Here is a 14,108-nt window from a genome sequence, read left to right as displayed (position 1 = left end):
TCCGCTCAGGCGATGAGCGGGGCGATGAGGAGCGACACGACGCCCATCACCTTGATGAGGATCGAGATGCCGGGGCCCGACGTGTCCTTGAAGGGATCGCCCACGGTGTCGCCGACGACGGCGGCCTTGTGGGCGTCGGAGCCCTTCGCGTGGCCGTCGAGGCCGCCCTTCTCGATGTGCTTCTTGGCGTTGTCCCAGGCGCCGCCGCCGTTCGCCATCATCAGCGAGAGCACCGCGCCGACGACGAGCGCGCCGGCCAGCGTGCCCGCGAGGACCTCGGGGCCGGCCACGAAGCCGACGACGACCGGCGCGAGCACCGCGATGGCGCCGGGCGCGATCATCTCGCGGATGGCGGCCGACGTGGCGATGTCGACGATGACCTTCGGCTGCGGGTCGACGCCCGGCTTGCCCTCGAGCAGGCCGGGGATCTCGCGGAACTGACGGCGGATCTCCTCGACGATCGCGCCGGCCGCGCGGCCGACGGCGGTCATCGTGAGCGCGCCGACGAGGCACGGGAGGAGCGCGCCGAAGAGCAGCCCCATGAGGACCTTGGCGTCGGTCAGGTACAGCACGAGCTCCGGGAGGCCCTTCGCGCGGCGGACCGCGTCGACCTCCATGTTGAAGGCGGCGAACAGCGCGACGACGGTGAGCACCGCCGAGCCGATCGCGAAGCCCTTGCCGACGGCCGCGGTGGTGTTGCCGACCGCGTCGAGCTCGTCGGTGATCGCGCGGACCTCCTTGCCGAGGCCGGCCATCTCGGAGATGCCGCCGCCGTTGTCGGCGATCGGGCCGTACGCGTCGACGGTCATGACGATCGCGGTGCCCGCGAGCATGCCGACCGCGGCGAGCGCGATGCCGTAGAGGCCGAGGTAGTGGTTCGAGATCCAGCCCACGGCGACGAGGGTCATGAGGGGGATCGCGACGCTCTCGAGGCCGACCGCGATGCCGCGGATGACGTTGGTGCCGGGGCCGGTGAGCGAGCTCTGGGCCACCTTGTGGATGGGGCCCATCGACGTGTAGTAGTCGGTCACGAGGCCGACGATGGCGCCGCCCGCCGCGCCGGCCGCGAGGGTGACGACGGCGCCGGAGCTGAAGCCGAGCCCCGGGAGGATGCCGGCCGCCGCGAGCACGACGAGGAACGGCGGGACGATGAGCGCGAGGCGCAGCACCCGGGCCGGCGGCAGGTTCTTGAGCGCGCGCGTGATGAAGATGCCGACGACCGAGACCGCCAGGCCGATCGTCGCGAGCAGCAGCGGCAGCGACACGGCCATCGCGCGGAGCTCCTGCTCGCCCATCGACGGCGCGAGCTGCTGCAGCTTGGCGATCGGCAGCGTGAGGCCGAGCGCGATCGCGGCGACGACCGCGGCCACGTAGCTCTCGTAGATGTCGGCGCCCATGCCCGCGATGTCGCCGACGTTGTCCCCGACGTTGTCGGCGATGACGCCCGGGTTGCGGGGGTCGTCCTCGGGGATGTTCGCCTCGACCTTGCCGACGATGTCGGCGCCGACGTCGGCGGCCTTCGTGTAGATGCCGCCGCCGATGCGGGCGAAGAGCGCGATCGAGCTCGCGCCGACGGCGAACGAGTGGACGATCGTCGCGAGGTGCTCGTGGCTGCGGAACAGGGCGTAGATGCCGCCCAGGCCGATGAGGCCGAGCCCCGCCACGCAGAGGCCCATGACGGCGCCGCCGTCGAGCGCGGTGACGAGCGCGGTGGCCTTGCCGTGCGCGCGCGCGGCCTCGGCCGTGCGAACGTTGGCGTACGTCGCGGCCTTCATGCCGAAGAAGCCGGCGATGAGCGACAGGAACGCGCCCGCGGCGAACGCGCCCGCGGACAGGAGCCCGAGCGTCGCGGCCAGGAGCGCAAAGACGACGGCGGCGTAGACGGCGAGCACCTTGTACTCGCGCGCGAGGAAGGCCATCGCCCCCTCGCGGACGTAGCGCGCGATGCGCGCCATCGTCTCGTTGCCTTCAGGGGCCCTCTTGACACGCACGTAGAACGTGCGTGCGACCATGAGCGCGACGGCGCCCGTTACGAGCGACTGGTACGACAATGCATCCACGGGTGATGGTCCTCTCGGTCGCCCCCGGCCGGAGCGAGCGCCGGCTCACTCGTCCGTCCACGACGGCGGATCAAGTAGGAAATTGCGTTGCCTCGGTTCCAGGCGGCCGCCCAGGGCGAAATCTTGAGCTGGCCCCCTGGGACGTGGTGTCCGCAACGTCGGTGGTGCTGGTTCCCGCGCGAGCCGAAAGCAACCGTGGCATCGGAATGTTACAGGCAAGGAGGGCGCACCCGACGCGACGCGAGCGCGTCGACGATCCACCCACGGGGGGCGATCCAGCGGCGCGTCCGGCGACGGCCGGCGCTACCCGAGCAGCGCGAGCGTTCGCGGATCGGGCTCGCCGCCGCAGTACTTGTCGAGCGCCGCGAGGAACGCCCCCTCGCCGGGGGCCGCGCGGGAGAACAGGGTCATCGACGAGCAGAACTTCATGTCATCGGGGCTATCGAAGATGTCGTAGAGCGAGCGCCCCTCGATCTGATTCACGAGGCGAGTGCACTCCAGCAGTCTCGGACCGAGCGTCGGGTGCTGCAGATACGCCTCGGCTTCGCCCTTCGAAGCGATGCCGTACCTCTCAGCCATGGCGCTGTGGCCCAGGCCCTTCAGCTGCGGAAAAATGAACCACATCCAGTGGCTGGCCTTCTCTCCTCGGCGCAATTCGACCAGGACGCGGTCATAGACCGGAGCCTGCGCGTCCACGAATCGTTGCAGGTCGTGCGGATCGGGCATGGGCGCTCCTCGACCCCAGAATAGCATTCTACCCGTCGCCGGGCTTCCAGCTGCCTCGAGGATCCGGGGGGATTCAAGGCGCTTCGCGCGAACAGCGGATCGCTGCTCGCGCCAGCCCGCCCGGATGGAGCGATGGGCAGGGCTAGAAGCTCGTGTGTGTCCCCGTGATCCAGACGGACGCGTGGGAGCCGTCGGGCTGCGTGGCCCAGGTGCGGACGCGGTACTTGGTCGTGGCGACCTGCTGCGCGGTCCCGTAGTTCTCGTGGTAGTAGACGAACGCCGGCGTCGAGCAGTGCCCTCGGCCGGTCAGCGGGTTGTCCCAGAGCCACGTGCCCGCCTGCTCCTTGTACGTGAGCTGCACGAACTGGCTCGTGGCCGCGTCCCAGCGCTGCACGCGCGTGGCCATCTTGGTGTTCGCGCAGTCGCTCATCGCCTGCGACGCGTTGCTCCACGAGGTGGAGGAGGCCCCCCAGAAGGTAGGCTGCACGTCGAAGCGGTATGTCTCCGGGATCTGGTGCTGGTAATAGCCGGGCACGGGGAAATCCACGATCGTCGTCGCTCGATCCTGCCCGATGTCCGGACAGATGCCGTCGATCCACTGGTAGGCGCGGACGTAGGTCTCGCTTGCTCCGACCGCGGTGAGCTGCGGGCTGGTGAAGTTCGGGGCGGTCCCCATCGCGCAGGGGTCAGGGTTTCCTCCGAGCTCCTCGGCGCTCTCCGCCGTGTCTTCCTCGTCGAAGCTGCCGGCGTCCGCCGCCACGCAGCCCGTGACCATCGAGAAGGTGATGAGACCGAGACCGAGATGATACGCAGCAATCTTCATGGTGTGACTCCCTTGGTATGCCGGCCGCTCGGGCCGCCCCCGCCCCCGCAACCAGCCAGAGAGCAGGGAGCGTGCCTGCGACGATCCCCTGAGCGCTCCTGTGCCCTCGATGCTCTCGCAGCGCAGATCGCGACGCAGGTCGTGGGGCAGACCGCCGCTCGACCCGGCGATGGAGGCGACAACCTCCTCCATCGGCAGGGCGATGGAGGCGCGCGCCTCCACCTGTTCCATCACCGCCACGGCCGGAGCGGTGTGCGCGCTCGACGCCGAGGGGGCCCTCGCGTGCAGGCGCTACGACGGCGCCGAGATGCCGATCGACGCCGGGCGCTTCACGTTCATCGAAGGCGGGTACGACCTCCTTTGCGGCGTGCGCACCGGCGGCTCGGGCGCCTGCTTCCGCCACGGCGGCTGGAACCTCGGTGAGGTCGGTCCGTTCGTGCCCGTCGCGCCGGCGCTCGATCCTGGCTGGTGAGCGCCGGGGCCACGATCGTGGCGACGACGCGCGGGCGCGGCGACGGCGTCACGACGTGAGCGCCGCCGCGCGTCCTTGGCGGCTCAAAAGCCCCCCACGTTCAGCGAAGCGACCCCACCACCCGCCGCCGGGACACGGACGCTCAAGGAGCGTTGTAGGACGCGACTTGCCCCTCGTAGCGGTAGTCGCCGGCGTTGGACCAGAACACGCCCTGCCCCTCCGGGGCGATGACACGCCAGGGGACGGGCTGCCCGAACGCCAGCAGGACGGTCCTGTTGCTCTCGAGATCGTGCGCGTTGACGCTGCGGTTCCCGCGCGTGTCCGTCGAGAACAGCGTCGAGCCCCGGAGGGCCAGCCCCGCCATCGAGTCCCCCCGATAAATCAAGGTCTTCTGTCCTCCGGCGATGGGCGCCTTGAACACCCCGCCGTCGCCGGCGTTGGCCCAGTAGACGAACGCCGCGTCCACCGCGATCCCGGCCGGCTCGGCCTCGTTGTCGGCGATGACGGTCACCTCCCCTCCCGTCTTCGCCACCTTGTAGACCTTGTTGGTCGCCGCGCCGCCGGTCCAGTAGAGGTTCTGCGCGTCCTGCGCGAGGTACGCGGGCCTCCCGGCGCCGGACGCGAGGACGACCGGCTCGCCGCCGCCGAGCGGCATCGTGAAGAGGTTCTCTCCATCGCCGTCGCCGAAGTAGAGGGCGGACGCGTCGCCGATGACACTCACGACATAGCCGATCTGGGCCAGCGTCTCCACCTCCAGGGTCGCCTTGTCGACGCGCCGGAGCGCCGAGGGGATCACCGGGTCGTCATCGCCGCCGCTCGCCCAGTACACGTGGGAGTCGTTGACCCACAGCGCCTTGGGATCGGGATCGGCGGGGATCATCGCCTCTGGCTCGGCGGTGCCCAGCCTCACGCGGTAGATGAATCCGTCGTTGTTGTCCCCGGTCGCGACGTCCTCGGTGCCGCCGCTCGCGAAGTAGAGGAAGGACGCGTCGGTGGCCAGCGCGCTCGGATAGCGGTGCAGGCTCGCCATCGGGGTCGCCAGGATCATGCCTGGATAGATCCTCGAGAGGCGGTCGGTCTCCGTGACGACGCTGACCCTCGAGACGTCGTGCCGCGCGAGCGGCGCGAAATCGTCCGAGCCCTCCTGCGCGGTGAAGCCATGAGCGCCGAGGACCGTGTTGTCACCCAGCTCCGCCCTGAGCTCGACGGTGATCGGCAGCGTGAGCGTGATCGGCCTCTCGAACGTCAGGCCCTCCGGGCCGAGGACGTACATGGGCCCCACCGCGCCCTCGGGGGCCTCGTCGATGCGCTCGATGGTGATCACCGTGTTCTCGTTCACCGCGCCCGGCGGCACCTCGAGGATGAAGCCGTCGTCCGCTGTGAAGGTCCCGCCCTGCGCGTCGACGGAGAACTGCGCGCCGGCCCCCGGCTGCGCGCCGGTCCCTGACGTGGCGCCGCCGCCTGTATCGCCGCCGCTCGCATCGCCGCCGCCGGTGGTGCCGCTGCCCGTATCGCCGCCGCCCGTGGCCCGATTGCCCTTGTCCGTCCCTCCGCACGACGCGCTGCTCAGCGCGGCAGCCGCGCACGCCAGCACCACGAATGAGGTCCTTGTCATCGTCTCGCTCCTCCGCTGGCGGTCGTCGCCGCCATGTCATGGAAGGCCATGGTTCTGCCGAGCTCACCATGGGGGTGGCCGCGACATCACCCTTGATCAGACAACAGCGTAGCGCCCGATGGGGCGGTGGCGAGCTGAGCCAGAGCAGGTGAGAGACATACAGTCTTTACCTGTCAGGGTTACCCCAGGCGTCCACTTGCCATGACCCTTACGCATCGTGGTTGTCCCAGGGGTCCGCTCGCTACGGTCCTTACCCGTCAGGGTTGTCCCATCTGCACGGTTGGACGGCGCGTCGCGGCGGGGCGACGGCGCCGCGCGGGCGCGCGGACCACGCTCGGCGACGCCGGGTATCGCGCGGGTGAGCGCGGGGCGCGCGGGCACCGCCGGCGCCCTGGGAGCGGCAGCCCAGCATGCGCCGAGGGCGGGGCATCGTGGCCTTCGCGGCGACGAGCGCCTCCTCCGGCGTGCAGCGCATGGCCGAGAGGTGGCCCATCGTGCGGCCGGAGCGGGCGACGGGCTCGCCAGCGTCGGGGCTCCTTCAGCGGGGCGCCCGTCCACACCGTGCGGGCGGATTGAGTTCGTGAACGGTCTGCGTATCCTGGCCTCGCTGCACCGAAGCCACCCGCACAGTTCCTCGGAGTCGTCGCGCGAGCGCGACGGGAGCCAGCATGCCGATCGGGCAAACGAAAGGGAGTACCGTACCGCTACGCCGTGACGCCGCGCCGCGCGCTCGCGGCGTCCAGGCCGCCGCGGTGCTCGCAGCGCTGCTCGGGCTCGCCGCGCCGGCGGCCGCGCAGGCGCAGGCCGCGCCGCCGAAACCGGCGCGCGGCGACGCGGCGAGGCCCGCCGCGCCAGGCACGGCGCCCGCGGCAGCGGGTGCCCCGATCGCTCCGGCGCCCGCCCCGATCGCTCCGGCGCCCGCCCCTGTCGCTCCGGCGCCCGCCCCGATCGCTCCGGCGCCCGCCCCGATCGCTCCGGCGCCCGCCCCTGTCGCTCCGGCGGGCGGCGCGCTGGTGCCCATCCCGCAGGGCTACTACCTGCCGGCGCCGCCGCTCCCGCCGTGGGCCAACCCGCGGACCATCGAGTACGAAGAGGGGGACCCGATCCCGCGCGGCTACGCGCTCCGGACCAGGGCGGACCGCAAGCTCGCCACGGCGGGGCTGCTCACGTTCGGCATCCCGTACGCGCTCACGTTCACGATCGCAGGCGTCGCGTCGTTCGACGACGACGAGTTCGACGAGTTCGGGCCGCTGCTCATCCCGTTCGCCGGCCCGATGATCGCGATAGGGACCCTGGAAGCGGAGGGCGCGGGCATCTTCTGGCTCACGATGGACGCCGTGACCCAGGTGGGCGGGCTCATCCTGTACGCCGCCGGTCTCGCGAACGAGGACATCTACCTCGAGCGCCAGTTCACGGTGAGCTCACGCGACCCTGGGCTCGCTGCGTCCCGCTGGCCCGAGGTCTCGATCGGCGGGTCCTCCGCCACCCTCCGATGGAGATTCTGAGCTGGTGCCCCTGCGCCGACAGCCCTCACCCCGAAGGGAGACGCACGTGACCGCGATCCGCACCGTCCTCTCGATGACCACGCTGGTTGGAGCGCTCGCGCTCGCAGCGCCGGCCACGGCGGAGAGCGACGCCCCCCCGTCCGCGCAGAGCGCGGCGCCGCCCGGCTACGCGCCGCCCGGCTACGCGCCGCCCGGCTACGCGCCGCCCGGCTACGCGCTGCCCGGCCATGCGCCGCCCGGCTACGCGCTGCCACCTGGATACGCGCCGCCGCCCCAGCACGTGCCGCCGGGCTACGTGCCGTATGCGCCGTCCATCATCCTCGGCACGCCACGAACGTTGACCTTCACGGAAGGCGGGATCCGGCCGGCGGGCTATCGCGTCGAGACGCAGATGAACCGCCGGCTGGTGATCGCGGGGTCGATCGTCCTCGCCAGCGCGTGGGCGCTCTCGGCGCTGACGGCGGGGAGCATCCTCAGCGAGGGAGGCAACGACGCCGCCAGCTACTCGCCGCTGCTCGTGCCCGTGGGCGGCCCGTTCATCACGCTCGGCACGGGCGACGAAGTCGACGTCGACCGCGGCAGCGGCCGGCTCGCCGCCGCCCTCCTCCTCTTCGACGGGGCCACGCAGGTGACCGGCTTCGTGCTGCTCGTCGCAGGCCTCGTCAGCAACCAGCGGGTCTGGGTGCGCGACGACATCCCGCGCAAGGTGTCGGTCCAGGCCCCCGAGCTCACCGTCGGCCCGACCGGCGCGACCCTGCGCGTGAGCTTCTGAGGGTCGATCCCGTCGACCGCAAGCGCGCATCCACGGGCGTCGCCGGGTGAGCCAGCAGTCTGCGATCCCGCGACCGACTGGACTAAGACGCCTCGATCGCGGCCGTATGTCACACCTCCGCCGCGGAGCCCGGGAACAGAGGGTCGGGCACCCAACACGACGATCAGCACGCCAATAGAAGTCAACCCGCAACCCACCATGTTTCACCAACGAACACAATCACCAGACCAAATTTCGCTCAGCCGTAACCAGTCCTTCTTGTCTTAGACATTACTCCAACACGACTTCTCTTGGACTCCCGCACCGTCAAACGCAGATCCGTCAAAAGCTCATACGCCGGAAACCTGAAGCGACGCTGCTTTGCCACCTCCCGCGCCTGCTCTAAACATTTGATTGCCTCCTCAAAAGAACCAGTATCTTGATAAAGAAGTGCGAGGAGCACGAGCAAATCAACCAGGTCCGAGTGACTTCCAACAATCTCGGGATCCAGTTGAGGGTATTCAGGAAGCGAGAGCAACTTCATCAGCAACTTAATCTCGCGACGTCGGTGACGAATAGCTCCGACCAGATCGCCTTTAATTTCACAGACAAGAGCCCAGCACTCCTGAGCCATAATAGACATCGACCCAGGCTTCATCTTAGTGAGGAGTTCCTCAAGACGAACAGCAAAAGCCCGTGCCCGAACGGAGTTGACAGGCGACCCATAGAACCATTGCAGTGCCTTATGATACAAATAATCGAGCTCGTCCCAATCTGAGACGAATCGCCTACGATTCCGCACGCGAGGCGGCTTTTGTATCATGCGTGGCTTCATGGCTTAAATTTGTCCGGATGCAGTTCTGGGAGAAGTTTCCTGGCAGCCTCAGACATCTTTTCCCATCTCTCCAAAGCCTTCCGGTATCTCTCTTCAGCCTGTGCTCGCTTATTAGCTGCCCTGGCCTGCCATTTCTCCTTGGCTTTTCGGTTATTGGTAGCATTACGATGCGCCTTACCTGGATTGTGCTTGCGTGCGCCACCCGGGCCCCGATTGATATCATCGTCGCCTCCCCCTTTTTTACAATTTTTCTTCTTTGCTAGACCCAGAGGATCAATCCAGATCAGTGGATCATGAACATACGCGTATTGTGCCAAGCCGCCATCTAATCCTGCCGGATCCTGACTAATATACCTCCCCGTCTCTGGATCGTAATACCGAAACCGGTTATAGTAGAGTCCCGTCTCGGCGTCCTCATATTGCCCGGGCCATCTCCACGAGTTGCTCGTCCGGTTCTCCTCTCGGACAGCCTCCTCCTCCCGCACCACGCCCCAAATATCGAGCTGCGCCTTCCACGCGAGCTGCCCATCCTCGGTTAGCAGCATCGTTGGTGTACCCAGATGATCAGTGATTACCGCATAGCGCCTGCGACCCTCGATTTTTGCTACTGGCGCAAACGAGTCTGGATCAAAAATCCACGTTACCAAAGGCTGAAAAGCCCCGTCAGTGCTTTTCACCCGTTCATGCACTAGGTCATCGCCGTCCCAGACGTACTCCGTGATGCTACCGTCGAACACCTTGCTCGTCCGCCGGCCGAGCGCATCGTACGTGAATCGTATCGCCTTGCCATCCGGCCGGAGCACTTCTATCAGTCTCCCCGTCACGCTCCATGAATATTTCCAACTCGTACCATCTACGAGTATTTTCTCTATCAGATTCCCCTGTCCATCGTAGCGGTATCTATTACCAATTGAACGTTGAAGTGTGCCACCTCGCCCATAGTCCGAATCACTACAATCAGTTCTTCTGAATAGATTCCCCCCCGCATCGCTCGCCCGGTGCTGCGTGGTTCCGTCTGGAAACATCGCCGCGATGAGGTGACCACGTGAGTCATGTTCAAACCGTGTGGCGCCCCTACTTGTGTCGATCATTGCTTCGATCTGTTCCGGCGCCCGCCATCGATAGCCGACCCGGCTCACATCCTCGGCTTTCCGCCCAGGGGACGCGCCTATTAGGACTTGCCGCAACGCCGGCCGTCCAAACGTATCCCGCTTCCAGATGGCGACCACGCCGCCTGGCACCCTGCGCGAGCTCTCTAGGCCGAACGGATCGCGCTCGATCGTCATCTCCCAATCGGACAACATGAACAGTGGGAGTCGCAATGCCCGCACTTCTGCTGTAAGTAGCTTCGAACTCGCCCCTGCCTTCACCCCCGCCAAATCACCCGCGCCGTCCCAAATGTATTCGGTTCGATGACCTAGGTCGGTCTCGCGCTCGATTCGGTTGCTTGACAGATCGTAACGACTCGCAACGAAATGAGATATCTCACCGACCTGGCAGTGTTCCTTGATAGTTCGGCCGAGCGCATCGCGTTCGAAAATGATGCTCGTCGCAGCAGTCCGGGCTGCCACAAGCGCGCCGCACGCGTCAAATTCGAAGCTCTCCTCCTCCCCGCGCACCGCGGCGCCTCCAATAGCATGATAGGCCGACGGTGCTGTGCATTTCCGCCTGATCACGCGTCCGAGCGGATCGCGCTCGACCAAAGTTACATGATAGTCTGGGCCGAGGATTCGATTTGTTCTTCCGGCTTTGTCGAAGAAATAGCTTTGCTTTCTGCCGTCAAAGCCGAGTTCGTGCTTGACGCGTCCCGCCCGATCGAGCTCGAAGCGGTAGCGCTCGCCGAGCGGATTCTCGACAGCGATGAGATCTTCTTCGCTGTCGTACTCCAGCCGCACCCGGTAGCACATCGGATTGATATGCTCGACGAGTCGGCTCATGCCCGCATATCTCATGCGCGTCACGCGTCCGAGCGAATCGACCTGCTCGATGACGTTCCCCTCGACATCGTACTCCATCCAGAACTTCTCACCGTCAGCACACTCGAGGTAAGTGATTCGACCCATCACGTCACGGACCGCACGCTCGATCCGTCCCCCTGCGTCCCGCGAGCCAGTAAGCCGGCCGAGCAGATCGTATTCAAAATTTGTCGTTCGGTTCTCCCCGTCAGTGTAGCTCGCGAGATCGTGGCGAGAAGTCCATGTCATGATGATGCGCCGCCCCATCGCATCCACGACGCTCAGGACGCGTCCATGGTCATCGTGGGTATAGATCGTCATCACGCCGAGCGGATTGCACACCCAGAGAGGCTGCCCCTTCCGTCCCCATTCGATGATTGACTCGGCACCCGCCGGATCGACGATCCGGACAAGCTGGTTCTCACGATCAAACGTCCAGTGAGTCTCAGCGCCGAGTGCGTCACGCTCCTTGATGCAATTACCCTGAGCATCGTAAGTCCACTCGGTCTTGTTGCTGACGCCGTCAGTCTCGCTCGTCTTTCGGCAAAGTGCGTCCCAAGTGTACTCGGTCACGGCCCCCCCGGGGTCTATAAGTTTCTCGACGAGTCCAAGGTCGTTCCCCCAATACTGGGTAATCCCGCCACGTCCATCTTCAACCGAAGTGAAGTGCCGGTGCTTATCATAAGTGATCTTGCGATTGTAGATGTGCTGCGGCACCCCCGCCGGCTCTCCGGGCTGCATCGCAGACGCAGGATTTTCGCCCCAGGTACGCGTGCACCAGCCTTCCGGATGATACCAGTCCCACGAAAAATGGAAGGCCAGGCCACCCTTATGGATCTCCTCCACCATTACACCGCCACGGTATGCGTACCGAAGCGCGCTTCCCGCAGGATCGATCGCCCGCGCCAGCCGCCCCTCCGCATCGTAAGTGTACCGTACGAGCGGCTGCGTCTCGAAATAGATCCCCTCCATCCGCCCTTCACGCGTCCAGCGCACGTCGAGTTCGCGCCCGCCCGTGTCTCGGATCCGGCACAGATACCCTCGCTCGTAGTCGAGCGTGATGAGGTTGCCCGCGCGGTTGTCGATCCCGGTGAGGACAAAGTGCTTGGCGCCGTCGACCTTGCGGAACGATCGCCGGATCCCATCCCACGACTCGACGTCGTACCCGCCGTCGACCCGGCGGATCCAGTACCGGTCTTCGCCGTCCCAGTCCGAGCCGCCCGCCCTGAGCTTCGGGTGCTGCTTCGGCCGTCCGTCGGCAAGCCACAGGACCAGGCCCCTTTCCGTCTCTTCGACGAGCTCATCGAACGGGTGGTACCAGCCCGATCCGAGCGCTCCCTGGCGCGTCTGGCGGCTCCGGTAATTGCGCTCCCACACCACGGGAATGAGGCCGGGGATCTCGAAGTCAACCGCCTCTGCGAGCAACTCCCCCGTCATCACGTCCACGGGATGCCCGGTGAGGAAGCAGATGAGCTTGCTGCGCCACGAGCCTTTCGTCGCGCCGAGCAGGCTGTGGAGCTTGTTCGACATCCACTTGGTGCGTATGCCCAGCGTCACCGCCGCGGCCCAGTCCACCGCCTCGGGGCCGCCGATGAGCACGGGCGGCCCCATCGGCACGGACAGGCACACGCTTCCGGGCAGGTTGATCGGGTAGCTGCAGCTCATCACGATCGACCCGGTGCGGCTCTCGCTCGATCCGGCGAACAGCACGGTCTTCGATCCACTGATGAGCGACCCCTCATTGGCCGTCGGAGCATCCACCGGGTGAGGCGCGACACCGGGTGGGGTCGGAACATGCGGGATGCCCTTCACCTCAGTGCCCGTATTGCCGCACGGCATCCCATTGACATATACTGGACCCCCGCCGCCAAAGACGGCCCCCATCAAAGCACCCACGAGAGCGCCCAAGGGGTCGAAGACCACACCGATGAACGGGTGAGGCAGTGGCGTCGGAGCAGGCGGCGCAGGAGGCGGAAGCGTCACCGCATGGATGTCGATTCCAAGGACGGGATCACCCCATTTTGACGCGATCACGAACGCTCCTCCGGGCTCCCCAACGCGGCCCCTTCTGATTGGAGGCGCGCCACACGCGCCTCCACGTTGCGCGACGGGTCCGGCTGCCCGAGCGCGAGGAGCAGCCTGGCGAGCGCCTCGCCGGCGTGGACGAACGACGTCGTCCGCCGGACACCCGGATCGAGTCGCTCGGCGGCGTCGAGGACATCGCGATACGACGCGATCGCCTCATGCGGCTGCTCTTCCAGTACGAAGCACTCGGCCGTCATTCGCATCGCCTCGATCCGAAGCGCCGGTAGCGACTCGGCCAGTGCCATCGCCTCGGCATACGATCCGCGTGCATTACGGTAGTCGCGCGTCGACCGGTGCGCCCCGGCGATGCCGAGCTCGGCCTGAGCCGCCATCGCTGGCATCTCCCCGGTGATCGCGATCTGCTTCGCCACCCGGTAGGCCGCGATCGCGGCGCGCTTGTCGCCCGCAGCGAGGGCCATACTGCCGAGCGCGATCGACGTCGCCGCTTCCTCCTGCGTCAACCCGCTCAGATGGCAGAGCATGCGCGCCGCGCGAAACTTGCGGACGGCCGTCTTAAACTGGCCGTCGGTCATCGCCTTGCCGGCGTCGAGTAATAGCGTCCTCAGCTCATCGCCGGTGGGCCGCGATGGAATGCGCCGCTTCAGCTCCTTCTCCAGCGCGGCTCTTTGCGCCGGAGAAAGCTGTGGCGTCGCCGAGGCGGGCCCGTTCGCGCGATCGGACTTGAGCTCCTTCAAGAACCCCAGCAACGCATCGTGATCGACCGCGAAACGCGCCTGTCCTGGCAGGAGGCTCCTCAGGCTAGGGTGATCCAGGACGCACACCCGAACGGTGGCTCCATTCGACGCCGGTGCAAGCCGCTCCACAAAGGACGCATAAGCAGCCTCTTCGTCAAAGCGCGCGGGGACGAGCGCCAAGACAAGGCCGTCGAGTACAGCGCTCACGTTGCCCGCGGCCCGGCGAAGCTGCGCCGCGACACGATCGGTCGTGATGGGCAGCTCGGTGGACACGAGCGCGTGGATCGCGCTTCCTTCTTCCGCGAGGCCTTTGCGGAGCTTCTCGTAGTCGGCTTCGAGCGCGGTCGCTACGGCCAACGCAAAGGACGCCTCGGTAGAGAAGGCAGACTCGACAATGATGAACGCGTGGCGGTTGTCGGGCTGCCACTCGATCACGCGCAGCGCCTTGATCATGTCTCTCCGGTCGACTGGGGCGACCGCGAGGCGCAGCACCGGAGGCCGCGTCACCGCATGGCCGGGCGGCGGCGCCCAGAACGCCTCGAACTCGGCGGCGAAACGCTTGGCAGCGAGGGTAATCGGATCCACG

General features: G+C 66.9%; 10 protein-coding genes. 3 read left to right on the top strand and 7 right to left on the bottom strand.

Annotated elements, in window-relative coordinates:
- Window positions 1-5: 5 nt before the first annotated feature.
- From ACSRUE_RS20005 to ACSRUE_RS19995, 3 genes are all read right to left on the bottom strand, one after another.
- Window positions 6-2,012: a sodium-translocating pyrophosphatase gene (locus tag ACSRUE_RS20005; protein ID WP_441293107.1), complete on the bottom strand. Its 2,007-nt coding sequence runs from the start codon at window positions 2,010-2,012 to the stop codon at window positions 6-8.
- Between the two features lie 351 nt (window positions 2,013-2,363).
- A complete protein-coding gene (locus ACSRUE_RS20000) occupies window positions 2,364-2,786 on the bottom strand; it encodes a DUF1810 domain-containing protein (RefSeq protein ID WP_441292367.1) in 423 nt (140 codons plus the stop codon).
- A gap of 142 nt (window positions 2,787-2,928) precedes the next feature.
- Window positions 2,929-3,609 carry a hypothetical protein gene (locus ACSRUE_RS19995; protein ID WP_437765783.1) on the bottom strand — a complete coding sequence of 227 codons (681 nt, stop codon included), beginning with the start codon at window positions 3,607-3,609 and terminating at the stop codon, window positions 2,929-2,931.
- Between the two features lie 169 nt (window positions 3,610-3,778).
- Between ACSRUE_RS19995 and ACSRUE_RS19990 the strand changes: the two genes are divergently transcribed.
- A complete protein-coding gene (locus ACSRUE_RS19990) occupies window positions 3,779-4,081 on the top strand; it encodes a hypothetical protein (protein WP_441292366.1) in 303 nt (100 codons plus the stop codon).
- 142 nt (window positions 4,082-4,223) lie between these two features.
- Here ACSRUE_RS19990 and ACSRUE_RS19985 read toward each other — a convergent pair whose 3' ends face one another.
- A complete protein-coding gene (locus ACSRUE_RS19985) occupies window positions 4,224-5,696 on the bottom strand; it encodes a DUF5050 domain-containing protein (RefSeq protein WP_441292365.1) in 1,473 nt (490 codons plus the stop codon).
- A 752-nt stretch (window positions 5,697-6,448) separates the two neighbouring features.
- On the opposite strand from ACSRUE_RS19985, the gene ACSRUE_RS19980 reads away from it, so the two are divergent.
- Together ACSRUE_RS19980 and ACSRUE_RS19975 are read left to right on the top strand one after the other, a co-directional pair.
- Window positions 6,449-7,201: a hypothetical protein gene (locus ACSRUE_RS19980; RefSeq protein ID WP_441292364.1), complete on the top strand. Its 753-nt coding sequence runs from the start codon at window positions 6,449-6,451 to the stop codon at window positions 7,199-7,201.
- Window positions 7,202-7,247: 46 nt separating this feature from the next.
- The gene (locus ACSRUE_RS19975; RefSeq protein WP_441292363.1) at window positions 7,248-7,973 is read left to right on the top strand and encodes a hypothetical protein; all 726 of its coding nucleotides are present in this window, start codon (window positions 7,248-7,250) and stop codon (window positions 7,971-7,973) included.
- A gap of 238 nt (window positions 7,974-8,211) precedes the next feature.
- On the opposite strand, the gene ACSRUE_RS19970 is transcribed toward ACSRUE_RS19975, so the two are convergent.
- The 3 genes from ACSRUE_RS19970 to ACSRUE_RS19960 are packed head-to-tail and all read right to left on the bottom strand — an operon-like array spanning window position 8,212 to window position 14,107.
- Window positions 8,212-8,754: a hypothetical protein gene (locus ACSRUE_RS19970; protein WP_441293106.1), complete on the bottom strand. Its 543-nt coding sequence runs from the start codon at window positions 8,752-8,754 to the stop codon at window positions 8,212-8,214.
- 29 nt (window positions 8,755-8,783) lie between these two features.
- A complete protein-coding gene (locus tag ACSRUE_RS19965) occupies window positions 8,784-12,776 on the bottom strand; it encodes an RHS repeat-associated core domain-containing protein (RefSeq protein ID WP_441292362.1) in 3,993 nt (1,330 codons plus the stop codon).
- A complete protein-coding gene (locus ACSRUE_RS19960; protein ID WP_441292361.1) occupies window positions 12,773-14,107 on the bottom strand; it encodes a hypothetical protein in 1,335 nt (444 codons plus the stop codon). The genes ACSRUE_RS19965 and ACSRUE_RS19960 overlap by 4 nt, the downstream gene beginning before the upstream one ends.
- Window position 14,108: the final 1 nt, after the last annotated feature.

Origin of the sequence: Sorangium sp. KYC3313 (assembly GCF_052075895.1) — a bacterium.
Lineage (GTDB): Bacteria > Myxococcota_A > Polyangia > Polyangiales > Polyangiaceae > Sorangium > Sorangium cellulosum_B.
The sequence above is the reverse complement of the archived record's forward strand: the minus strand, read 5'-3'. Positions and strand labels throughout refer to the sequence as shown.

Excerpts from the sequence above, each read along its gene's own strand:
- ACSRUE_RS20005 (WP_441293107.1), bottom strand. The coding sequence starts at position 2,012 with ATGGTCGCACGCACGTTCTACGTGCGTGTCAAGAGGGCCCCTGAAGGC.
- ACSRUE_RS20000 (WP_441292367.1), bottom strand. The coding sequence starts at position 2,786 with ATGCCCGATCCGCACGACCTGCAACGATTCGTGGACGCGCAGGCTCCG.
- ACSRUE_RS19995 (WP_437765783.1), bottom strand. The coding sequence starts at position 3,609 with ATGAAGATTGCTGCGTATCATCTCGGTCTCGGTCTCATCACCTTCTCG.
- ACSRUE_RS19990 (WP_441292366.1), top strand. The coding sequence starts at position 3,779 with ATGGAGGCGACAACCTCCTCCATCGGCAGGGCGATGGAGGCGCGCGCC.
- ACSRUE_RS19985 (WP_441292365.1), bottom strand. The coding sequence starts at position 5,696 with ATGACAAGGACCTCATTCGTGGTGCTGGCGTGCGCGGCTGCCGCGCTG.